General features: G+C 70.5%; 18 protein-coding genes and 1 pseudogene. 12 read left to right on the top strand and 7 right to left on the bottom strand.

What is annotated here, in order from left to right:
- Positions 1-57 precede the first annotated feature (57 nt).
- Positions 58-1839: pseudogene (locus tag BM297_RS15720) on the top strand (response regulator); the annotation flags it as partial.
- Positions 1840-1870: 31 nt separating this feature from the next.
- On the opposite strand, the gene BM297_RS15715 reads toward BM297_RS15720, so the two are convergent.
- The 4 genes from BM297_RS15715 to BM297_RS15700 all read right to left on the bottom strand — a co-directional run bounded on the left by BM297_RS15715 (position 1871) and on the right by BM297_RS15700 (position 6519).
- The gene (locus BM297_RS15715) at positions 1871-2773 is read right to left on the bottom strand and encodes an AEC family transporter (RefSeq protein WP_092433165.1); all 903 of its coding nucleotides are present in this window, start codon (positions 2771-2773) and stop codon (positions 1871-1873) included.
- A 130-nt stretch (positions 2774-2903) separates the two neighbouring features.
- Positions 2904-3380, bottom strand: coding sequence for an azurin (azu, locus tag BM297_RS15710; RefSeq protein ID WP_092433284.1), 477 nt, complete (start codon positions 3378-3380; stop codon positions 2904-2906).
- 175 nt (positions 3381-3555) lie between these two features.
- Complete coding sequence (locus BM297_RS15705; protein WP_394328023.1) at positions 3556-4230, bottom strand: response regulator transcription factor; 675 nt, start codon at positions 4228-4230, stop codon at positions 3556-3558.
- A gap of 12 nt (positions 4231-4242) precedes the next feature.
- A complete protein-coding gene (locus BM297_RS15700; RefSeq protein ID WP_092433282.1) occupies positions 4243-6519 on the bottom strand; it encodes a PAS domain-containing sensor histidine kinase in 2277 nt (758 codons plus the stop codon).
- A gap of 235 nt (positions 6520-6754) precedes the next feature.
- On the opposite strand from BM297_RS15700, the gene BM297_RS15695 reads away from it, so the two are divergent.
- The 4 genes from BM297_RS15695 to BM297_RS15680 all read left to right on the top strand — a co-directional run bounded on the left by BM297_RS15695 (position 6755) and on the right by BM297_RS15680 (position 12673).
- Positions 6755-8374 (top strand): acyl-CoA synthetase, encoded by a 1620-nt coding sequence (locus BM297_RS15695; protein WP_092433162.1) that lies wholly within the window; start codon positions 6755-6757, stop codon positions 8372-8374.
- Positions 8375-8445: 71 nt separating this feature from the next.
- Positions 8446-9819 carry a solute carrier family 23 protein gene (locus BM297_RS15690; protein ID WP_092433160.1) on the top strand — a complete coding sequence of 458 codons (1374 nt, stop codon included), beginning with the start codon at positions 8446-8448 and terminating at the stop codon, positions 9817-9819.
- A gap of 89 nt (positions 9820-9908) precedes the next feature.
- On the top strand, positions 9909-11690 hold the full coding sequence (locus BM297_RS15685; RefSeq protein ID WP_092433159.1) for an acyl-CoA dehydrogenase C-terminal domain-containing protein: 1782 nt from the start codon (positions 9909-9911) through the stop codon (positions 11688-11690).
- Between the two features lie 116 nt (positions 11691-11806).
- The gene (locus tag BM297_RS15680; RefSeq protein ID WP_092433157.1) at positions 11807-12673 is read left to right on the top strand and encodes an MBL fold metallo-hydrolase; all 867 of its coding nucleotides are present in this window, start codon (positions 11807-11809) and stop codon (positions 12671-12673) included.
- A 245-nt stretch (positions 12674-12918) separates the two neighbouring features.
- On the opposite strand, the gene BM297_RS15675 is transcribed toward BM297_RS15680, so the two are convergent.
- The 3 genes from BM297_RS15675 to mpl are packed head-to-tail and all read right to left on the bottom strand — an operon-like array spanning position 12919 to position 15201.
- Complete coding sequence (locus tag BM297_RS15675) at positions 12919-13206, bottom strand: YceK/YidQ family lipoprotein (RefSeq protein WP_092433156.1); 288 nt, start codon at positions 13204-13206, stop codon at positions 12919-12921.
- Position 13207: 1 nt separating this feature from the next.
- Positions 13208-13837 (bottom strand): flavin prenyltransferase UbiX, encoded by a 630-nt coding sequence (gene ubiX / locus BM297_RS15670; protein ID WP_092433154.1) that lies wholly within the window; start codon positions 13835-13837, stop codon positions 13208-13210.
- Between the two features lie 11 nt (positions 13838-13848).
- Entirely contained in the window at positions 13849-15201 is a 1353-nt protein-coding gene (gene mpl, locus BM297_RS15665; protein WP_092433152.1) for a UDP-N-acetylmuramate:L-alanyl-gamma-D-glutamyl-meso-diaminopimelate ligase, read from the bottom strand.
- A 169-nt stretch (positions 15202-15370) separates the two neighbouring features.
- Between mpl and BM297_RS15660 the strand changes: the two genes are divergently transcribed.
- The 7 genes from BM297_RS15660 to BM297_RS15630 all read left to right on the top strand — a co-directional run bounded on the left by BM297_RS15660 (position 15371) and on the right by BM297_RS15630 (position 23003).
- A complete protein-coding gene (locus BM297_RS15660) occupies positions 15371-17989 on the top strand; it encodes an intermembrane phospholipid transport YdbH family protein (protein ID WP_092433150.1) in 2619 nt (872 codons plus the stop codon).
- Positions 17990-18006: 17 nt separating this feature from the next.
- Positions 18007-18198, top strand: coding sequence for a YnbE family lipoprotein (locus BM297_RS15655; RefSeq protein WP_092433148.1), 192 nt, complete (start codon positions 18007-18009; stop codon positions 18196-18198).
- A gap of 10 nt (positions 18199-18208) precedes the next feature.
- Positions 18209-18553 carry a YdbL family probable chaperone protein gene (locus tag BM297_RS15650; protein ID WP_092433146.1) on the top strand — a complete coding sequence of 115 codons (345 nt, stop codon included), beginning with the start codon at positions 18209-18211 and terminating at the stop codon, positions 18551-18553.
- Between the two features lie 149 nt (positions 18554-18702).
- Positions 18703-19506, top strand: coding sequence for a M90 family metallopeptidase (locus BM297_RS15645; RefSeq protein WP_092433144.1), 804 nt, complete (start codon positions 18703-18705; stop codon positions 19504-19506).
- 82 nt (positions 19507-19588) lie between these two features.
- Positions 19589-20116, top strand: coding sequence for an inorganic diphosphatase (gene ppa, locus BM297_RS15640; RefSeq protein ID WP_092433143.1), 528 nt, complete (start codon positions 19589-19591; stop codon positions 20114-20116).
- Positions 20117-20242: 126 nt separating this feature from the next.
- Positions 20243-22138 carry a putative bifunctional diguanylate cyclase/phosphodiesterase gene (locus tag BM297_RS15635; protein WP_092433141.1) on the top strand — a complete coding sequence of 632 codons (1896 nt, stop codon included), beginning with the start codon at positions 20243-20245 and terminating at the stop codon, positions 22136-22138.
- A 94-nt stretch (positions 22139-22232) separates the two neighbouring features.
- Entirely contained in the window at positions 22233-23003 is a 771-nt protein-coding gene (locus tag BM297_RS15630; protein WP_092433139.1) for a sulfite exporter TauE/SafE family protein, read from the top strand.
- The last annotated feature ends 134 nt before the right edge of the window (positions 23004-23137 follow it).

Raw genomic sequence — 23137 nt, 5'->3', positions numbered from 1 at the left:
TACCACCTGATGCGCCTGAGCTACGGCGGCGACCGCCAGAACCTGGTGCAGGCCGGGCTGTGCGCCCTGCCGCCGCTGCTCGGCCTCAGCGGGGTCTGGCCGGAGCTGCCGGCGCAGGTCAATGCCGCGCTGCTGACCACCGCCCTGATCGGCCTGTTCCTCTACAGCCTGGTGCTCAGGAGCGCCCAGCGCGAGCGCGCCCATGCCCACCTCAGCGCCAGCCGCGCCGAGGCTACCAGCCGCGCCGAACAGGCCGGCAAGGCCAAGTTCCTCGCGCGCATCAGTCACGAGATCCGCACCCCGATGAACGGCGTGCTAGGCATGAGCGAGCTGCTGCTCGGCACCCCGCTGTCGGCCAAGCAGCGCGACTACGTGCAGACCATCCACAGCTCGGGCAACGAACTGCTGCTGCTGATCAACGAAATCCTCGACCTCTCCGCCCTGGAGTCCGGGGAGATCGAACTGGACGACGTGCAGTTCGACCTGCACGCGCTGATCGAGGAGAGTCTCGACATCTTCCGCGCCCGCGCCGAACAGCTGGGCGTCGAGCTGATCGGCTTCATCCAGCCGCAGGTGCCGCGCACCATCAGCGGCGACCCGGGCCGCCTGCGCCAGACCCTGCTCAACCTGCTGGACCACGCCTTCAGGCAGACCGACGAGGGCGAGGTGCTGCTGGTCGCCGCCCTGGAGCGCGACAACACGCCGCCGCGCCTGCGCATCGCCGTGCAGGACAGCGGCCGGCCGTTGAGCGCCGTGGAGCGCGACATGCTGCTCAGCCGCCAGCTGCACAGCCGCGACTATCTCGACGAGAACCACTCCGAGGGCTACCTCGGCCTGACCATCAGCCGCCAGCTGGTCGACCTGATGCACGGCGAGTTCGGCATCGAGAGCGGCAACCAGCAGGGCTCGACGCTGTGGCTCAGCCTGCCGCTGGACCCGGCCAGCCTCAACCAGGTGGCCCTCGACCCCGACCTGCAGCTGCGCGAGGCGCGGGTGCTGGTGGTCGACGACAACGAGACCTGCCGCAAGGTGCTGCTCCAGCAGTGCAGCAGCTGGGGCCTGCAGGCCAGCAGCGCCGCTTCCGGCACCGAGGCGCTGGCGCTGCTGCGCACCAAGGCCAACCTGCGCGAATACTTCGATGCGGTGCTGCTCGACTACGACATGCCGGGCATGAACGGCCTGCAGCTGGCGGCGCGGATCAAGGCCGACCCCTACATCAACCACGACCTGCTGCTGGTGATGCTCGGCGGCCAGAGCCAGGCGCCGAGCAAGCTGGTGGCACGCAATGCCGGCATCAGCCGCATCCTCGCCAAGCCGGTGGCCGGCTACACCCTCAAGGCCACCCTCGCCGAGGAGCTCGGCCGCCAGCGGCGCGGTCTCGCCGCTCCGGGCAGTCACCGCCAGGCGCCGGCGCTGCAGGTGCCGGCCGACTTCCGCGTGCTGGTCGCCGAGGACAACAGCATCTCGACCAAGGTGATCCAGGGCATGCTCGGCAAGCTCGATCTGGTCCCCGACCTGGTCAGCAACGGCCGCGATGCGCTGCGCGCCATGCAGAACCGCCACTACGACCTGGTGCTGATGGACTGCGAGATGCCGGTGCTCGACGGCTTCGCCGCCACCGAGCAACTGCGCGCCTGGGAGGCCGCCGGCCAGCGCCCGCGCACCCCGGTGGTGGCGCTGACCGCGCACATCCTCGGCGAGCACCGCCAGCGCGCCCTCGAGGCCGGCATGGACGGCCACGTGGCCAAGCCGGTGGAGCTGTCGCAACTGCGCGAGCTGGTCGAGCACTGGATCGCCCACAAGGAGCAGCAGGGCGCGCGCCGCGTCCCCTCGGCCTGAACGGCTCAGCGCCCGCAGCAGGTCCCGCCGCTCAGCGGCCGGCCAGCAGCATCCACAACGGCAGGCTGACCACCGCCAGCACGGTGGACAGGAACACCGCGGAGCCGAGGGTGCGGTTGTCCTCGGGGGTGGTGGCGAAGGCCAGCACGTTGACCCCGGTCGGACAGGCGGCCATCAGCAGCAGCACACCGCGCGCCGCCTCGTTCAGGCCGAGCAGGCCGCTGCACCACCAGACCAGCGCCGGAAAGGCCAGCAGCTTGATCGCGGTGAGGGCGAACACCGCCGTCGACGGGTGCAAGCGGTAGCGGCTCAGCCCCATGCCCAGCACCATCAGCGCGCAGGGCAGCGCGGCGGCGGCCAGCCAGTCGGCCACCTTCCACACCGCCGCCGGCAGCGGCAGGTCGAGGCCGTTGACCAGCGCGCCGAGCAGCAGGCCGTTGATCACCGGGTTGAACAGGCTCTTCAGCAGGCCGCGCAGGTCGACCCGGCTGCCGTCGCCCTGGCCCAGCGCGACGTACAGCGACTGCAGGGAAAACAGCGTCAGGCTGTGGAACACCAGCACGGCGAACAGGTAGACCAGCTGGTCCGCACCGAGCAGAGTGGTCACCAGCGGGATGCCGATCAGCACGTTGTTCGAGTAGCTGGCGGTCAGGCCCAGCGGACTGGCGCTGCCGCGCTGGCGATGGACCCACAGGTTGACCAGCACGAACACCGCCAGCACCGGCACGAAGTAGGCCAGCAGCAGGCCCGGCGCCAGGCCCTCGCCGAGATCGGCGCGGGCGATGCCGGTGAACAGCAGGGTCGGCATGAACAGCTTGAAGGTCATGGTCGACAGCCCGCCCACCGCCTCGGCGGCGAGCCAGCCACGCCAGGACAGCAGGTAGCCGAGGGCGACCAGCAGGAAGATCGGCACTATCGCCTGAAGGGCAATCATCGGCGGCAGACTCCTTGAGCGGCCAATAGCAGAGAGCCGCCGACGGGCTCGCGGGCAGCGGGCGCACAGCATACGCCGCCCGCGACGTCGCCGCGAAGCCCGCGATAGAGCCAGCCGTGGGGGGAGCGGGTCAGTCGACCAGGCGCAGGGTGCCGCGCATCAGCGGGGCATGGCCGGGGAACGAGCAGAAGAACTGGTACTGCTCGCCGTCCTCGAGCAGGCTGACCGGGAAGGTCACCGAGTCCGCCTCGCCGCCGCCGAGCAGGCGGGTGCTGGCGATCACCCGCGCATCGCCGGGGCGCACGAAGTTGTGGCCGAGACCGCCGAACAGGCCGGCGTTGGCCACCGCCTGCTGCTCGCGGGCGCGCGCCAGCACCCAGTTGTGGCCCATGCGGGTGTGCTCGAGACGGCCGGTGTGGTGCAGGTGGACGGTGAACTCCCGACAGCTGCGGCTGACCTCGATGAGGTCGGTGTTGAAGGCGATCCGGTCGCTGGCCTCGATAGCGACACTGCAGTCCGCCGCCCACAGCGATGGACTGAGCAGGGCCAGCAGGCCGGCGACTAGGGTTTGGCGGGTCACGACAGGGGAACTCCTCGATGAAGGCATCGACACTCCCCTGCAGACCGTCATGCCGCCGGGCAAGTTCCTTGCCAGCGGTCGGCTATCGTAGTGATTGAGGGATTCAAGCGGCCGCCGCCCGCCCGACGGCGGACACTGGCCGCATCCACGCGGAGGAAACGCCCATGACCATTCACGAGCTCATCGACAGCCTGCTGGTCGCCTATGCCTGCTGCGTCTGCGGAGCCTGCGCCGACTGAGCGGATGCGCTGCCGCGCAGGTCGAGCGGATCGACCAGCCCGGCGGCGCAGGCCATGCCGACCAGATCGGCCAGGCGCTCGGCCTGCATGCGCTTCATCACCCGCGCGCGGTACAGGTCGACGGTCTTCACGCTGATCTCCAGCTGCTCGGCGATCTCGCGGCTGGTGTAGCCCTGCACCAGCGGCAGCAGCACGTCGCGCTCGCGCGGGGTCAGGCTGTCCAGCCGCGCGCGCAGGGCGGCCGGGCCGCCCTGGCGGCCGCGACGCTCGGCCTGGCGGCGCAGCGCCTGCTGCACGCTGTCGAGCAGCAGCTGCTCGTTGCACGGCTTCTCGATGAAGTCGCAGGCCCCCGACTTGAACGCGCGCACCACGATCGGCACGTCGGCATGCCCGCTGACGAAGATCACTGGCAGGTCGATGCCGCGCGCGCGCAGCTCCTCCTGCACGTTGAGGCCGCCCATGCCGGGCATGCGCACGTCGAGCAGCACGCAGGCCGTCAGGCCGGGGTCGCAGGCGTCGAGAAAGGCCCGCCCGCTGGTGAACGGCAGGGCCTTGAGGCCGACCGACTCGAGCAGCCAGACCGTCGAATCGAGCAGGCCCTGATCGTCATCGACCACATACACCACTTGTTCCTTCACCGGCGTCATTCCTCATTGCTGTTGTTGGTGGGGTTCGCCAGGCTCGGCCACCTCGCCGCGCGCCGCCACCGGCAGGCGACAGACCAGGCACAGCCCGCCGGGCTGGCGGCGGGCCAGCAGCTCGCCGCCGAAGCCCTCGACGATCGAACGGCTCATCGACAGGCCGAGGCCCAGGCCGTCGGCCTTGCTGGTGTAGAAGGGGGTGAAGATGTGCGCCAGCGCGTCCTCGCTCACCCCCGGCCCCTGGTCCTCGACGCTGATGCTCAGTTGCTGGCCGTCCGCTTCCAGGGCGGCCTGCAGGCGGATCGTCGAGGCCGCGTGCGGATGCGCCTCGCGGTTGGCGTCGATGGCGTTGCGCAGCAGATTGAGCAGCACCTGCTCGAGCAGCACGCGGTCGACGTACACCGGCGGCAGATTGTCCGGCAGAAGCTCGACGATCGCCACCCGGCTGTTGCCGGCCTCCCAGGCGCACAGGCGCACCGCCTCGCGGGCCAGCGCCGCGGCATCCAGCGCCTGCAGGCGGCGCGGCTCCTTGCGCAGGAAGGCGCGCAGGCGGCGGATCACCTCGGCGGCGTGGTTGGCGTGCGCGGTGATCCGCTCCAGGCCCTGGGCCACCCGGCTCGCCGCCTGCGGATCGTCCGCCACCTGCTGCAGGTAGCGCTGGCTGGCGCTGGCGTAGTTGACCACCGCGGCCAGCGGCTGGTTGATCTCGTGGGCGATCCCCGAGGCCAGCTCGCCGAGGGTGATCAGCCGCGCGGTGTGCGCCAGCTCGTCCTGGTGGTGGCGCATCTGCGTCTCGCGCAGCTCGCGCTCGGTCATGTCGCGCGCCACCAGCGAGAAGTAGCCGGCGTCGCTGGCGCTGGCATGCGCCAGCAGCACCAGCGACACCGGCAGCGAATCCGCACCGCGCGGCGGGTGCAGGCGCATGTCGCTCTCCCACACCCCGCTGCGCTCGGCGCAGGGCAGGCCGCTGTCGAGCAGGCGGTGCAGGTCGCCGGCATCCAGCAGCGCCGCCAGCGGCGGGGCGTCCTGTCCCTCGTCCAGGCCGAGGGTGCGCCGCGCCGACTGGTTGAGGTAGGTGATAGCGCCGCTGCGGTCGATGAACAGCACCAGGTCGGTGGTCGCCTCGATCACCTCGGCCAGGCGCCGGCGCACCTCCTCACCCTGCACCCGCGCGGTGATGTCGCGCGACACGCTGACGATCTCCACCACCGCGCCGGTGTAGGTCTCGCGGATCGCCCGGCTGGCGGTCTCGAACCAGCGGTAGCTGCCGTCGCGGTGACGCAGGCGGTAGCTCAGGGTGTGGTAGCCGTGCTGCTCGAGCACCTCGCGCGCCTCGCGCATCAGCGCCAGGTCGTCGGGGTGCAGCAGCGCCTTGAGGGCGCTGCCACGCAGCTGTTCCGGCCAGTAGCCGAGCAGGGTCCAGGAGGCCGGCGAGGCATCGAGGAAGCGTCCGCCCGGGGTATGCCGGGAGATCAGGTCGGTGGTGTTCTCGGTGATCAGCCGGTACAGGCGACTGGCGCGCGCCGCCGCGCGCTCGCTGCGGATCTGCTCGCTGGCATCGCGGCCGCGCGCCAGCACGCGGCCGCTGGCCGGTTCCGGGACGAACTGCCAGAGCAGGATGCGCCCGGCCACCTCCACGCTCACCGGACCGATCGCCCGGCGCTGCTGCAGGCAGGCGTGCAGCAGCGCGGCGTGGTTGACCGGCAGCAGCGTGCCGGCCTCGGCCACGCCGCAGTCCTGCTGCAGCTGGTGGGCAGCCCGGTTGCGATCGAGCAGGCGCCCGGCGCCATCCAGCAGCAGGCTCGGCTCGCCATCGGCGTCGAGCAGCGGCGACGGGCGCAGCTGCTGGCGCGCCAGCAGCAGGACGGCGCCGAGCAGCTGGGCCAGCCAGCCGGCCAGCCCGCTGCCCGCCTCCTCCAGCTCCAGCAGCAACAATCCCGGCGCGCCGGGCGTCAGCTCCAGGGCCAGCGCCACGCCCTGGCAGATGCCGGCCCGGCGCAGGCGTCCGGCCAGCCAGCAGGGCAGCCGGCGCAGCTCGGCGAGGTCCAGCTCGCCGCCGGCCGCCAGCCGCGCGTGCAGCTCGGCGTCGCTGGCCGCGAGCGGATCGCCCTGCCCCGGCGGCAGGCGCTCGGCGCTGCCCAGCTCGGCGTAGGTGCCGGTCGCCGGCTGCCAGGCCAGGTAGTAGGCCCGGGTCACCTGCGGCTGGCGCAGAGCCAGGCGCAGCAGGGCATCGGCCAGCGGGTGACCCGCCACGCCCTCGCTGGCCAGACGCAACAATTCCTGCAGTTCCTGCCCAGGAGCTGCACACCCCGCGCCGCTCTGTTTCGCGCTCTCGGCCACAGAAACCACCCCTTATATGGTATTTCCACCATATAACTATAGTTAAAAACCCATACACATTTCCATTTTCCCCGGCTATGCTCGGGACAAGTCGCCACAGGAACGTGGTGGCATGGTCAGCGCCGCCCCCGTTGCCGCGACCAAAAAATAACGAGCTAACAATCAGCCAGCGGATATTCTCATGTCGATCTATGAGCAGGGCCTTGCGCCCGCCCCCGTGAACCATGTCGCCCTCTCCCCGCTCAGCTTCATCGAGCGCACCGCCAGCATCTATCCCGAACGCCTCGCCGTGATCCACGGCGCCATCCGCCGCGACTGGCGCGAGACCTACCGGCGCTGCCGGCGCCTGGCCTCGGCGCTGGCCGGTCGCGGCATCGGCCGTGGCGACACGGTGGCGGTGATGCTGCCGAACATCCCGGCCATGCTCGAGGCGCACTTCGGCGTGCCGATGATCGGCGCGGTGCTCAACCCCCTCAACGTGCGCCTGGACGCCGAGGCAATCGCCTTCATGCTCCAGCACGGCGAAGCCAAGGTGCTGATCACCGACCGCGAGTTCCATGCGGTGATCCACGCCGCCATCGGCATGCTCGATCACCCGCCGCTGGTGATCGACGTCGACGACCCCGAATACGGCGAGGGCGAGGCGGTCAGCGAGCTCGACTACGAGGCCTTCCTCGCCGAGGGCGACCCCGAGTTCGCCTGGCAGTGGCCGCAGGACGAGTGGGACGCCATCAGCCTCAACTACACCTCCGGCACCACCGGCAACCCCAAGGGCGTGGTCTACCACCACCGCGGCGCCTTCCTCAACGCCATGGGCAACCAGATGACCTGGGCGATGGGCCACCATCCGGTCTATCTGTGGACCCTGCCGATGTTCCACTGCAACGGCTGGTGCTACCCGTGGACCATCACCGCGCTGGCCGGCGTGCACGTGTTCCTGCGCCGCGTCGACCCGCAGAAGATCCTCACCCTGATCCGCGAGCACCGCGTCAGCCACCTGTGCGGCGCGCCCATCGTGCTCAACGCGCTGGTCAACATGCCCGACTCCGCCAAGGCGGCCATCGACCACCCGGTCAACGCAATGGTCGCCGGCGCCGCGCCGCCGGCCAAGGTGATCGGCGCGGTCGAGGAGATGGGCATCAAGGTCACCCACGTCTACGGCCTCACCGAGGTCTACGGCCCGGTCACCGTGTGCGCCTGGCACGAGGAGTGGGACGCCCTGCCACTGGACGAGCGGGCGCGGATCAAGGCCCGCCAGGGCGTGCGCTACCCGACCCTGGAGGGGGTGATGGTCGGCGATCCGAAGACCCTCGAGCCGGTGCCGCGCGACGGCGAAACCCTCGGCGAGATCTTCATGCGCGGCAACACGGTGATGAAGGGCTACCTGAAGAACCCCACCGCCACCGCCGAGGCCTTCGAGGGCGGCTGGTTCCACACCGGCGACCTCGCCGTGTGCCACCCGGACGGCTACGTGGAGATCAAGGACCGCCTCAAGGACATCATCATCTCGGGCGGCGAGAACATCTCCACCATCGAGGTGGAAGGCGTGCTGTATCGCCACCCGGCGGTGCTGGAAGCCGCGGTGGTGGCCCGCCCGGACGACAAGTGGGGCGAGACGCCGTGCGCCTTCGTCACCCTCAAGCAGGGCCACGCGGCCAGCCAGGCCGAGGTCATCGCCTTCTGCCGCGAGCACCTGGCGCACTTCAAGGTGCCGCGCACCGTGGTGTTCGACGCCCTGCCGAAGACCTCCACCGGCAAGATCCAGAAGTACGTGCTGCGCGACTGGGTCAAGGCGCTGTAGCCCTCCGCCCACCTTTCCGTTTCCAACGACAACAAACCGGCCGCGCCCCGCGCGCGGCCCGGGAGGCCCCCATGCAACTGTACAACCGCAAGGATGGCGACGAACAACCGTACTGGCCGCTCGGCCCGTTCAAGGTGCGTCTGCCCTTCGTCCACTACCGCTGGGAAACCGCGGAGATGCTCCAGGCGCTGATCATGTTCGTGGTCAGCCTGGCGATGATCCCGCTGCTGGAGAAATACCTCGGCCTGCCCTACGACGTGGCGCTGGCCTACGTGGTGGTCTGCGGCGTCGGCTTCATGCTGCCGGCGCTGCTCGGCGTGCCGCTGGTACCCGGCTGGATCACCCCCGGCATCCCCGTGGTGCTGCTGTTCCTCGGCCAGTTCAAGCCCGGCCCGGAAGCCATCCAGGCGCTGTTCGCCCTGCAGTTTCTGGTGTTCCTCATCTTCCTGGTGCTCGGCCTCACTCGCCTGGGCAGCGTGATGGTGCGCCTGGTACCCAACTCGATGAAGGGCGGCATCATCATCGGCGCCGGCATCGCCGCGCTGATGGGCGAGATCTCCAGCGGCGGCCGCCTGGCCAACACGCCGATCTCGCTGGTGCTGGGCAGCCTGATCTGCCTGTACCTGATGTTCTCGGTGTCGTTCAAGGGCCTCACCGAGCGGGTGCCGTTCGCCCGCAAGATCGTCAACTACGGCATGGTGCCGGGAATGATCGTGGCCATCGTCGCCGGCATCGCCGTCGGCGAGTACAAGATGCCCGACGTGCGCTTCGGCATCACCGCGCCTGACTTCGTCGGCATGTGGAACTACCTGCCGTTCAGCGTCGGCTTCCCCGACGCCAAGGTGTTCATGCTCGCCGTGCCCACCGCGGTGATCGCCTACATCATCGCCTTCGGCGACATCATCGTCGGCCAGTCGCTGATGCAGCGCGCCGACGAGCTGCGCACCGACGAGCAGATCGAGAACAACGTCGACCGCATCCACCTGGTCACCGCCCTGCGCAACGGCCTGCACGCCTTCTTCGCGCCCTATCCGGGCCTGGCCGGGCCGCTGTGGACCGCGGTCGCCGCAACCATGGCCGAGCGCTACAAGTACGGACGCAAGGCGATGGACTCGATCTACAGCGGCGCCGGCACCTTCTGGATCACCGGCTTCATCGCCCTGTTCATCCTGCCGCTGGTGAGCTTCTTCCAGCCGGTGCTGCCGATCGCCCTGTCGCTGACCCTGGTGCTCACCGGCTACATCTGCCTGATGGTCGGCTTCGAGCAGCTCGACAACAACACCGAGCGCGGCGTCGCCGGCACCATGGGCGTGGTCCTCGCCGTGTACGGCGCCGGCTGGGGCCTGGCCACCGGCGCGGTGCTGTACATCCTGGTCGAACGCACCCACCTGCTGCGCTTCGCCTCGGTGAAGGGCAAGCCGGCCGTGCCGGCCGAAAGCGACTGAACCCCGGTGCTGCGCCGCTTCGCCGCGCAGCGCCTTTCCCTACGATTGCGGCGCAGCCCTGCTGCGCCTTCACCGTCATGAGGTAATCCATGGCCGCCTTCAATGCCCCCCTGCGCGACATGCGCTTCGTCCTCCACGAGGTCTTCCAGGCCCCCGAGCTGTGGGCGCGCCTGCCGGCGCTGGCCGACACGGTCGACGCCGACACCGCCGACGCCATCCTCGAGGAAGCCGCCAAGATCACCGGCCAGCTGCTCGCCCCGCTCAACCGCAGCGGCGACGAGGAAGGCGCGCGCTTCGACAACGGCCAGGTCGCCACTCCGGCCGGCTTCGGCGCCGCCTACGCCACCTATATCGAAGGCGGCTGGGTCGGCCTGGCCGGCAACCCGGCCTACGGCGGCCTGGGCATGCCCAAGATGCTCGCCGTGCAGTTCGAGGAAATGCTCTACGCCGCCAACTCCAGCTTCAGCCTGTACTCCGCGTTGACCGCCGGGGCCTGCCTGGCCATCGATGCCCACGCCAGCGAGGAACTCAAGCAGACCTACCTGCCGCGCCTGTACTGCGGCGAGTGGGCCGGCACCATGTGCCTGACCGAGGCCCAGGCCGGCAGCGACCTCGGTCTGCTGCGCACCCGCGCCGAACCGCAGGGCGACGGCAGCTACGCGATCAGCGGCAGCAAGATCTTCATCACCGGCGGCGAGCAGGACCTCACCGCCAACATCGTCCACCTGGTGCTGGCCCGCCTGCCCGACGCACCAGCCGGCTCGCGCGGCATCTCGCTGTTCCTGGTGCCCAAGTTCCTGGTCGAGGCCGACGGCTCGCTCGGCGCGCGCAACCCGGTGAACTGCGGCTCCATCGAACACAAGATGGGCATCAAGGCCTCGGCCACCTGCGTGATGAACTTCGACGGCGCCACCGGCTACCTGGTCGGCGAAGCCAACAAGGGTCTGGCGGCAATGTTCACCATGATGAACTACGAGCGCCTGTCGATCGGCATCCAGGGCATCGGCTGCGCCGAGGCCTCCTACCAGAGCGCCGTCGAATACGCCCGCGAGCGCCTGCAGGGGCGTGCTCCGGGTGGCGCGCAGCAGCCGGACAAGAGCGCCGACCCGATCATCGCCCACCCCGACGTGCGGCGCATGCTGCTGACCATGAAGGCGCTGACCGAGGGCGGCCGCGCCTTCGCCACCTGGGTCGGCCAGCAGCTCGACCTCGCCAAGTTCAGCGACAACGCCGACGAGCGCAGCAACGCCGACGCGCTGATCGCCCTGCTCACCCCGGTGGCCAAGGCGTTCTTCACCGACACCGGGCTGGAAAGCTGTATCCACGGCCAGCAGGTGTTCGGCGGCCACGGCTACATCCGCGAGTGGGGCCAGGAGCAGTTGGTGCGCGACGTGCGCATCGCGCAGATCTACGAAGGCACCAACGGCATCCAGGCCCTCGACCTGCTCGGCCGCAAGGTGCTGGGCAACGACCGCGCCAGCCTGCGCCTGTTCGCCGCCGAGGTGCGCGCCTTCGTCGACAGCCCGGCCGGCGTCGCCCAGCCGTTCGCCAGCGAGCTGCTGGGCGCGCTGGAGCGCCTGGAAAGCGTCAGCGCCTGGCTGGCGGGCGAGGCCGCCCGCGACCCGGCGCAGATCGGCGCCGCCGCGGTGGACTACCTGCACCTGTTCGGCTATGTCGCCTACGCCTTCATGTGGGCGCGCATGGCTGCGGTGGCCCAGGCCAACCGCGCCGCCGACGAGACCTTCTACGCCGCCAAGCTGGCCACCGCGCAGTTCTACTTCCGCAAGCTGCTGCCGCGCATCCACTCGCTGGAAGCCGGCATCCGCGCCGGCAGCGAGCCGCTGTACGGCCTGACGGCCGAGCAGTTCTGAACCCGCTTTGAGCGTCTTGCGCGGCGTGCTCCCCCGCCGCCGCGCCTTTTTATTCCGTGTGGCAGACTGCGCGCCTGCCCACATCCGATTCCGACAACAACAAGAGAGGCCTGCCCATGCGCATCCTGACCACCCTGTCTGGCAACAGCCAGAAACTCGACGGCGGCGCGATGTTCGGCAACGCGCCGCGCGCCCTGTGGGAGCGCTGGATGCCGGCCGACGCCCTGCACCGCATCGACCTGGGCTGCCGCGCCCTGCTGGTGCGCGAGGATGAGCGCAACATCCTGGTCGAGGCCGGTATCGGCGCCTTCTTCAGCCCGGAGCTGAAGGAGCGCTTCGGCGTGCAGGAAAGCCGTCATGTGCTGCTCGACAACCTCGCCGCCCAGGGCCTGTGCGACGCCGACATCGACGTGGTGGTGCTCACCCACCTGCACTTCGACCACGCCGGCGGCCTGCTCGCACCCTGGGCCGCGGGCCAGCCGCCGCGCCTGCTGTTCCCCCACGCGCGCTTCGTCACCGGCCGCCGCCAGTGGCAGCGCGCCATGGCGCCGCACGCCCGCGACCGCGCCTCGTACATTCCCGAGCTGCTCGAACTGCTGGAGGCCAGCGGCCGCCTGGAACTGCTCGACGACGGCCAGACCTCGCCGACCCTCGGCGCCGACTGGCGCTTTCACGTCAGCGACGGCCACACCCCCGGCCAGCTGCTCCCCGAGGTGCAGATGCCCGGCGGCCCGGTGGTGTTCGCCGGAGACCTGATCCCCGGCGCGCCCTGGGTCCACCTGCCGATCACCATGGGCTACGACCGCTTTCCGGAAGGGCTGATCGAGGAGAAGACCGCGCTGCTCGAAGACCTGCTGGCGCGCAATGGCCGCCTGGTGTTCACCCACGATCCCAAGGTGGCGATGGGCCGGGTGACGCGCGATGCCAAGGGCAAGTTCGGGTTGAGCGAGAGTTGCGCGGAGGTGGTGGGGTTGGTGGAGTAAGCAGCCCAGGCGGGCGGGCGCCAGCGCTGCAGACGCATTCTGCAGGCGACAAAAAACCCGCCGAAGCGGGTTTTTTAGACCATGCCAACATCCTGCCGGCTGACATCCTGTCGGCTGCACTCCGTGCAATGGTCGGTCATCCGTGAACTTGGCTTCATCCTAGGCGGCAATTGTTGCGCGCATGTTAAGGCGCACCGAACGCCACGCCGATCACCCCAAGCCCCCGCGCCCTTGGCCGCCGCCACTCAGTTGCCGCCAATCACCTGCAGTCCCAGCCCCAGCTCGGCGGCAATCGACAACGGCAGCAGCAGGGTGTCCAGCAGTGCACTGGCCGGCAGGTCGAGGCCGGGATGCCTGGGCGCTTCGGCGCCGAAGCGGTCCAGCGGGCAGCAGCCGCCGTTGAGCGCGTACCAGTCCAGGCGGGTGCCGGCATAGATCAGCGGCGCACCGGGCTTGGCGGCGTCGAGGGTACGCACGCTGGCGCAGCCGCCGAGCAGCAGCGGCGCCAGCAGCAGGGCGGCGAGACGGCGCATCTCAGTCCTCGCTGACCCGGTGGTGCTCGCCCCAGCGCGGCAGCATGTCCTGGGGGATGTTCAGCAGGTTGAGGATGCGCGCCACCACGAAGTCGACCAGGTCGTCGATGGTCTGTGGCTGGTGGTAGAAGCCCGGCGAGGCGGGCAGGATCACCACGCCGAGGTTGGACAGCTTGAGCATGTTCTCCAGGTGGATGCTGGAGAACGGCGCCTCGCGCGGCACCAGGATCAGCTGGCGGCGCTCCTTGAGGGCGACGTCGGCGGCGCGCTCGATCAGGTTGTTGCAGGCCCCGCTGGCGATCGCCGACAAGCTGCCGGTCGAGCACGGCACCACCACCATGGCCGCCGGGGCGCTGGAGCCGGAGGCCGGCGGGGCCATCCAGTCGTCTTGGCCGAACACCCGCACCTGGCCCGGCGCGGCGCCGGTGTACTCGGTGAGGAAGGCCTGCATCGCCCGCGGCTTGGCCGGCAGGGCGACGTCGGTCTCGGTGGCCATCACCAGCTGCGCCGCCTTGGAAATCAGGAAGTGCACCTCGCGCTCCTCCTGCACCAGGCAGTCGAGCAGGCGCAGGCCGTACTGCGAGCCGGACGCGCCGCTCATCGCCAGGGTGATACGTTCCGGTCCCGACATATCCATGCTCCTTATTGGGCCAATGCGTCAGCCAGCTTGCCGTGCAGGCCGCCGAAGCCGCCGTTGCTCATGATCACCACCTGGGTGCCGGGAGTCGCGCAGGCCTTGACCGTGCTGATGATCGCTTCCAGCGAGTCGCACACCGCGCTCGGTACCGTCGCCCCGGCCACGCTGGCGGCCAGGTCCCAGCCGAGGTTGGCCGGCGCGTACCAGATCGCCTGGTCGGCCAGGTTCACCGAGGCGGCCAGGCCGTCGCGGTGCGCGCCGAGCTTCATCGAGTTGGAGCGCGGCTCGATCACCGCGATGATCGGCGCGCTGCCGACGCGCTTGCGCAGACCGTCGAGGGTGGTGGCGATGGCGGTCGGGTGGTGGGCGAAGTCGTCGTAGATGGTCACCCCGTTGACCTCGGCGACCTTCTCCATGCGCCGCTTGACGCTCTTGAAGCCGCTCAGCGCCGCGCAGCCCTGCGCCGGCAGCACGCCGACATGCCGCGCGGCGGCCAGGGTGGCCAGGGCGTTGGCGACGTTGTGCTGGCCGGTCAGCTCCCAGTCGACGGTGCCCTGCTCGGCGCCCTCGAACAGCACCGCGAAGCGCGAGCCGTCCTCGCTGAGCAGGCGGGCCTGCCACTGGCCGCCGGCGCCGGTGGTCTGCACCGGGGTCCAGCAGCCCATCTCCAGCACCCGCGCCAGCGCCGCTTCGCCAGCCGGGCGGATGATCAGGCCCTGGCCGGGAATGGTCCGCACCAGGTGGTGGAACTGCCGCTCGATGGCCGCCAGATCCGGGAAGATGTCCGCGTGGTCGAATTCCAGGTTGTTGAGGATCGCGGTGCGCGGGCGGTAGTGGACGAACTTGCTGCGCTTGTCGAAGAAGGCGCTGTCGTACTCGTCGGCCTCGACCACGAAGAACGGCGTGCCGCCCAGGCGCGCGGACACCGCGAAGTTCTGCGGCACGCCGCCGATCAAAAAGCCCGGGCTCATCCCGGCGTCTTCCAGCACCCAAGCCAGCATGCTGCTGGTGGTGGTCTTGCCGTGGGTGCCGGCCACCGCCAGCACCCAGCGGCCCTGCAGCACGTGGTCGGCCAGCCACTGCGGGCCGCTGACGTAGGGCAGGCCGGTATTGAGCACATGCTCGACCGCCGGGTTGCCGCGCGACAGGGCGTTGCCGATCACCACCAGGTCCGGCGCCGGGTCGAGCTGCGCCGGGTCGTAGCCCTGGGTCAGCTGGATGCCCTGGGCCTCCAGCTGGGTGCTCATCGGCGGGTAGACGTTGGCGTCGGAGCCGGTGACGCGGTGGCCGAGTTCCTTGGCCAGCACCGCCAGCGAGCCCATGAAGGTGCCGCAGATGCCGAGAATGTGGATATGCATGGATGACCTCGAATACGGGCGGCGCAGCCCGGAAAACTGTCGCGCAGGTTAGCACAGCCCCCCATGGACAACAGGCAGAGGGCAACAATTCCGGGCGCCGGCCGCTTGCCCCCGGCGGACAGGCGGGCCACCCTTGGCGGAAACCCGCAACGGACACGAGGACACCCCGATGGCGGCACGCCCGCAGCGCTGGCGCCGCATGCTGCGATGGACGGCGTTTGGCCTGCTGCTCGCCCTGCTGGCCGCCTTCGCCTACGGCTGGCAACAGTGGCAGCACCTGCAGCAGCAACAGGGCATCGTCCGCCTCGACTGGCAGGGCCTCGCGTTGGCGGGCGACGGCCTGCGCCTGCAGCGTCTGGACGTCGAGCAGCACACCGCCGAGGGCCGCCAGTTGCGCCTGCAGGCCGAAGGCGTCGACCTCGCCTGGCGGCTGCATTGGTCCGCGCGCCCCGAGCTGACCGCCCTGCAGGTGCAGCGCCTGCAAGTGGACTGGCAGGGCGCCACCGCCCCGGCAGCCGAGCCGAGCAGCGCCCCCGCCGACCTCGAGCAGCTGCAGCCGCTGCTGGCCTGGCTGCCACGGCGCACCCACATCGAACAGTTCGTCGCCAGCCTGCCCTGCGCCCGCGGCCAGTGCCCGCTGCAGGGTGCGCTCGAACTGGACCATGGCGGCGCGGCGCTGCTGCCGGTGGCGTTCGACCTGCAGCTGCAGCGCCCGCCGCAGCACATCCGCCTGCACGGCGAGCTGCAGGGCCGCCTCGACGAGCTGGCCCTGCAGCTGGCCGCCGAGCTGGACGGCCAGCCCCAGCTGCAGCTGCGCAGCCAGCTGACCCGCAACGCCGCCGGCCACCTCTGGCAGGGCCGCCTCGAGCTGCCCACGCTGCCCGAGACCAGCGGGCTGCGCGAGTGGCTCGGCGAATGGCTGAGCCTGCCCGCGCAGCCGCTGCCGGAGCTGCCGCGCGACCTGCAGGGCCAAGCCGACTGGCAGCTGCAGCTGGCCGGCGGCGCCCTCGATGCCGCCACCCTGCGCGGCGCCAGCGGCCCGCTGCGCGCCGCCCTGCAGCTGCCCAAGCCCTGGCTGCTGGCCGGCGTCGGTCAGCTGCAGGGCGAACTGCACCTCGACCTGCTCGGCCGTGCCGGCCACTGGCAGGCCCGCCAGCTGCACGCCGACCTGCAGCTGCAGCAGGCGCAGGGCGACTGGCTGCAGGCGCTGCCCGCCGAGCTGCGCCCGCAGAGCGTGCGCCTGCAGCTGCAACCGCTGGCCGCGCCGGCGCAGCCATCCAGCAGCGCCGCGCCGGCCGATACGCCGCTGGCCCTGCAGCTGGCCCTCAGCGCCAGCGGCCCGCTGAACCTCGAACTCGGCGGCGAACTGCACGCCTGGCTGCGCCCGGACTGGGCCGTGCAGCTGCAGCGCGGCCGCCTGCAGGCCAGCGCCGCCCGCCTGCGCCCGACGCCGCTCGACGCCCGCGACCTGCAGGCCGACCTGCGCCTGGACGCCCGCCTGGAGGCCCGCCAGCTGGACGCCCGGCTGCTGGCCGGCTCGCAGCTGCGCCTCGCCCGTCTCGACCTGCGTGAGGCCGGACTGCAGTTCGAACAGCTGCGCAGCGCTCCGGCAGGCCTGCAACTGCAGATGACCCTGGACGGCGCGCAGCGCGGCAGTTTCCACCTGCACGGGCCCCTGGCCGTGCAGGTCGGCCGCCTGCAGCAGGCGCAGCTGCAGCCCCAGGGCTGGCGCTGGCAGGGCCGCCTCGACGCCCGCGCGCCGAGCAGCCGCCTCGACGGCCAGCTGGGCAACGACGCCGGCCTGGCGCTCGACCTGCGCTTGCAGCGCCCGGCCAACGGCGCCGTGAATATTCAGGGCAAGCTGGGCGAGATCGACCTGGCCGGCGGCAACCCGCTGGCGAAGACCCTGCGCGACTGGCCGGCGCTGCTGGAGCTGACCGGCGGGCGACTCCAGGGCAACGGCACACTGCAGCTGGCCGCCGGCAGCCTGGCGCCCAGCGCCGATTTGAACCTGCAGCTGCAGCAGGTCGGCGGCATCGTTGATCGCAGCGAGCTGAGCGGCCTGGACGCCCGCCTTGCCGCCGAGCTGCGCGGCGCGAAGCTGTTCATCGAACTGCCCGACCTGCGCCTGGCCAGCCTCAATCCCGGCGTGCCGCTCGGCCCGCTGCAGCTGCGCGCCGACTACCAGGCCGCGCTGGCCGAGCCGCTGGCCGGCCGCCTGCAGCTGTGGCAGGCCGACAGCGGCCTGCTCGGCGGCCAGCTGCGCATTGCGCCGACCCGTCTCGAGCTGGCGCGCCGGCCGCTGCAACTGAACCTGCAGGTGCGCGGCCTGGAACTGGCCAAACTGCTCGAGGTCTATCCCGCAGAAGGCTTGTCTGGCAGCGGCACCCTCGACGGCCAGCTGCCGCTGCAGATCGACAGCGATGGCCCGAGCATCGACCAGGGCCAGTTGCAGGCGCGCGCGCCGGGCGGGGTGCTGCGGTTCCATTCCGAACGCATCCGCGCCTTCGGACAGAGCAACCCGGCCCTGCAACTGGCCACCCTGGCCCTCGAGGATTTCCATTACGATCAGCTGCACAGCCAGGTCAGCTATGATCCACAGGGCAAGCTGCTGCTGGCCCTGCGTCTGCACGGCCGCAACCCGGCGCTGGAAGGCGGCCGGCCGGTGAACTTCACCATCAACCTGGAAGAGGACGTGCCCAGCCTGCTGACCAGCCTGCAGCTGTCCGGACGGGTCAACGAAGCCATCCAGCGCCGCGTGCAGCAACGCCTGCAGCCGCGCAACTGACACGGGAGACCGCAAGCATGCGCCTGCGTTACATCGGTTCCGCCCTGCTGCTCGGCCTGCTGCTCGGCGCCTGCACTCCCACGGTGCAGCTGGCCGCACCCAAGGAGCCGATCAACATCAACCTGAACGTGAAGATCGAGCACGAGATCTACATCAAGGTCGACAAGGCGCTGGACAACATTCTCGACGAATCCAGCGGCCTGTTCTGAGGAGCCCGACATGACCTTCCCGCCCCGCATCACCGCCCTGCTGCTGAGCCTGTGCCTGAGCCTGCCGGTACTGGCCCTCGACCTGTCCGGCGCGATGACCGCCCTGCCGGCCGCCAAGGCTTCCGGCCAGCTGGGCGAGCAGACCGATGGCTATCTCGGCGTGGTCCAGCCCGGCGGCCAGGCCGCCGAGATCGCCCGCCTGATCAACCAGGCCCGCCGTGCCGAATACCAGCGGCTGGCCACCCAGAACGGCATCCAGCTGCGCGACGTCGAGGCGATGGCCGGCAAGAAGGCGGTGGAGAAGACCGCGCCCGGCCAGTTCATCCGCCTCGACGGCCAGTGGCGGCGCAAGTAGCCGCCGGCCGTCCTGCCTCCCCCTCGCCCGCCAAGGGCCGAGCAACGCAATCCGTTCGAACCATCCCAGGAGCGCCCCGCCCGGCCGCGGCGGGGCACCGATGGCGTACAATCGGCCATCGCCTTCGCCGCTCACCGGGACTGTCCGCCGTGTTCTTCCGCAACTGGCGCCGCCGCCGTCTGCTCGCCCGCCATCCGCTCGACCCGCAACTGTGGGCCGCGGTGTGTGCCGAGCTGCCGATCCTCGCCGGCCTCGACAACGCCGAGCGCCAACGCCTCGGCGAGCTGTGCCTGCTGTTCCTCCACGACAAGCACCTGAGTGCCCTGCCCGGCGTCGCGCTGGACGATGCCGCGCGCCTGCGCCTGGCCGCCCAGGCCTGCCTGCCGCTGCTGCACCTGCCCGATCTCGACTGGTACCAGGGCTTCCACCAGCTGCTGCTGTATCCCGACGACTTCGTCAGCCCGCAACGCCACCGCGACGAGGCGGGCATCGAGCACGTCTGGGACGACGAGCGCAGCGGCGAGGCCTGGCAGCAGGGCCCGGTAATCCTCGCCTGGCCGGGAGTGGCGGCCAGCGGCACGCTGGACGGCTACAACCTGGTGATCCACGAGCTGGCGCACAAGCTGGACATGCTCAACGGCGACGCCAACGGCCTGCCGCCGCTGCATGCCAACATGCGCCTGAGCGACTGGACCCAGGCCATGCAGACGGCCTTCGATGCCCTCAACGCCGAACTGGACCGCGACCCCGACGCCGCGACCGCCATCGATCCCTACGCCGCCGAAAGCCCCGGCGAGTTCTTCGCCGTCGCCAGCGAATACTTCTTCAGCGCCCCGGACCTGCTGCACGCCGCCTTTCCCGCGGTGTACGCGCAGCTGCAGGCGTTCTACCGCCAGGACCCGCTGACCCGCCTCGCCCCGCTGACCGCCGCCCTGCCGGCGGCCATGCACTGAGCGGCTGCGACAACGTGGCGCATCGGCACGAATGCGCCTATAATCCGCGCCAAATTTTGGCCCTGACCCTTTGGAGTCACCCATGAGCTACAGCAAGATCCCGGCTGGCAAAGACCTGCCGAACGATATCTACGTCGCCATCGAGATCCCGGCCAACCACGCGCCGATCAAGTACGAGATCGATCACGACAGCGACTGCCTGTTCGTCGACCGTTTCATGGCCACCCCGATGTTCTACCCGGCCAACTACGGCTTCATCCCGCACACCCTGGCCGACGACGGCGACCCCCTCGACGTGCTGGTCGTGACCCCCTACCCGGTGGCCCCCGGTTCGGTGATCCGCGCCCGTCCGGTCGGCGTGCTGAACATGAGCGACGAGGCCGGCGGCGACGCCAAGCTGGTGGCCGTACCGCACGACAAGCTGACCGTCCTGTACAAGGACGTGCAGGAATACACCGACCTGCCGGCCCTGCTGATCGAGCAGATCAAGCACTTCTTCGAGAACTACAAGGATCTCGAGAAGGGCAAGTGGGTCAAGGTCGAAGGCTGGGGCGGCGCCGAAGAAGCCCGCCAACTGATTCTCAAGGCGGTTGCGGCTTACCAGAAGTAAGCCGAACCCGCTACGGAAAGCCCGCCCACAAGGCGGGCTTTTTTATGCCCACAGGTTTCCGCCAGGATTTTCCTCAGCGAGCCTTTCCGCTAATGTGGCACGCCTCTTCGCAGGACCCGTCTGCCCATGCCCCTTCCCCAGCTGCCCGGCCTGTTCGCCCTGCTCGTCTTCCTGGCGCTGGCGTGCGGCATCCTCCTCGGCCTGCACCACCGCCAGCGCAGCAGGCGCCGACTGAGCAGCCTGGCCGCCGTGGCCGACGCCTTTGCCGCCGGCAACAACCTGGTGCGCGCCGAGATCGGCGGCGCTGACGCCATCGGCCAGCTGGCCCAGCACCTCAACCACATGATCGGCCAGCTCGAGGACGAGCGCCGCGCCCTGCGCGACAGCGAGCAGCAGCTGCGCAGCCTGATCAACGCCGCACCGGTGGGCATGCTGGTGATCGACCCGCAGGGACGCATCGACTCGGCCAACCCGGCCGCCGCGCAGATCTTCGACTGCCCGCCGCAACAGCTGTGCGCGCAGAGCGCCGACGACCTGCTGCTCGGCCAGGACGCCTGGGCCCGCCTGCTCGCCCAGCCCAACTGCAGCCTCGAGTTCGCCGCCCGCCGCGGCACCACCAGCTTCCCGCTGGAAGCCTCGTGCACGCCCTTCCTGCGCAGCGGCCAGGCGCTGCAGCTGCTGCTGGTGCGCGACATCAGCGACCGCAAGGCGGCCGAGAACCGCCTGCACTATCTCGCCCACTTCGATCCGCTGACCGGGATCGCCAACCGCACCCATCTGCTCGCCCGCCTCGAGCTCGGCCTGCAGTGCGGCGAGGCGCAGGCCCTGCTGTTCATCGACCTCGACCACTTCAAGCGGATCAACGACACCCTCGGCCACGAGATCGGCGACCAGCTGCTGCGCGGCGTGGCCGAGCGCCTGCGCAAGTACGTGCCGCCCGGCGCGCTGCTCGCCCGCCTCGGTGGCGACGAGTTCATCGTGCTGCTCTCCGCGGAGCTGGCCGGCCAGGCCGACGCCGTGGCCGAGCAGCTGCTGCTGGCCTTCCGCCAGCCGTTCCATGTGCGCCAGTACGAGCTGTTCACCACGCCGAGCATCGGCATCGCCCTGCATGCCGACGGCCAGACCAGCGCCTCCCAGCTGCTCAAGGCCGCCGACCTCGCCCTCTACCAGGCCAAGAGCCGCGGGCGCAACCGCCTCGCCCACTTCGATCACAGCCTGGCCGACGACGCCGAACAGCGCCGCCAGCTCGAGGCCGAGCTGCGCAGTGCCCTGGCCCGCGACGAATTCGAGTTGTACTACCAGCCGCAGATCGACCGTGACGGCGGGCAGCAGCGCACCTTCGAGGCCCTGCTGCGCTGGCACTCGCCGCGTCGCGGCCTGGTCGGCTCGGCGCAGTTCATGCCGGTGCTGGAGGAGACCGGGCTGATCCTCGATGCCACCCGCTGGGTGTTCCGCCAGGCCTGCCGCCAGCAGCGCCAGTGGCAGGCGGAGGGGCGCGACTGGGGCATCGCGGTCAACCTGTCGCCGCTGGATTTCCGCCAGAGCGACCTCGCCGGCACGCTGCTGGCGATCCTCGCCGAGGAACAGCCGCAGGCGCAGCGCCTGGAGCTGGAGATCACCGAAAGCACCCTGCTGGATGCCGACCAGCAGGTCCTCGACACCCTGCATGCGCTGAAGCAGGCCGGTCTGACCCTGTTCCTCGACGACTTCGGCACCGGCTACGCCTCGCTGGCCTACCTGCAGTTCTTCCCCTTCGACGGGGTGAAGATCGACCGCCAGTTCGTCGCCGGCCTGCCCGACTGCCGCGAGTCGGTGGCGCTGGTGCGCGGCATCCTGGTGATCGCCGAACAGCTGGGCATGCAGGTGGTCGCCGAGGGCGTGGAAAACCGGCGCCAGGCCGACTTCCTGCGCCGCAACGGCTGCCACCGCCTGCAGGGTTTCCTGTTCGGCCGCCCGCAGTCGGCCGCGGCCTGCGTCCAGAACAGCGAAGCATCCTCCAGCGCCAGCCTGGTGAACGCCTGAACACCCCTGCCAGGCATCGCGCACCGACGCGACCGGCAACAGCACCGCCGCCAGCTGCTAAGCTGGCGCACCAATTGAGTGCAGAGACCATTCCATGCCCTTCAGCGACCTGCTCCTGCTGCTGCTCGCCGGCTTCGCCGCCGGCGGCATGAACGCCCTGGCCGGCGGCGGCACCTTCTTCTCCTTCCCGGCGCTGCTGGCCACCGGCCTGCCGCCGGTCACCGCCAACGCCACCAACGCGGTGGCCCTGTGGCCGGCCAGCATCGCCGGCGCCTGGGCCGCACGCAGCTCGCTGCGCCCGCTCGGCCCCTACCTGCTGCCGCTGCTGGCGGCCGGTCTGGCCGGCGGCCTGGGCGGTGGCCTGCTGCTGCTGGCCGGTGGCGACGAGGTGTTCCGCGTGCTGATCCCCTGGCTGCTGCTGGCCGCCACCGCGCTGTTCGCCGCCAGCCCGTGGCTCAGCCGCCTGCTCGCCGCGCGCCGCCGCGAGGCGACGGCCGTACCGCCGCACGGCCCGCTGTCGCTCGGCGCCCACTCGCTGGTGTCGGTGTACGGCGGCTACTTCGGCGCCGGCATGGGCATCCTGCAGCTGGCCGCCTTCGCCATCGAGGGCCATGCCCTGGCGCGCGCCAATGCGCTGAAGAACCTGATTTCCGCGGTGATCTACAGCGTCGCCAGCCTCACCTTCATCATCGCCGGGCGGGTCAGCTGGAGCGAGCTGCTGATCCTGCTGGCCGGCGCCACCTTCGGCGGCTATGTCGGCGGCGCGCTCGGCCAGCGCCTGCCCGCGCGCTGGTTGCGCGTCCTGGTGATCGCCGTGGGCAGCGGCATGACCCTGTACTACTTCTGGGCGACCTACGGGCGCTGAGCCGCTTGCCCGGCGCGATCGCCTGAGCACGGCAGGCGCGGCGCCTGTCTCCCCTCTCCCGCCAGCGGGAGAGGGCGCATTCGGTGTCGGTCTGAACATGGCGCGATTGCCTTGGCTCGAGCCGCCCGCCGTTT

Origin of the sequence: Geopseudomonas sagittaria, assembly GCF_900115715.1 — a bacterium.
GTDB classification, from domain to species: domain Bacteria; phylum Pseudomonadota; class Gammaproteobacteria; order Pseudomonadales; family Pseudomonadaceae; genus Geopseudomonas; species Geopseudomonas sagittaria.
This window is presented reverse-complemented; position numbering and strand designations above follow the sequence as displayed.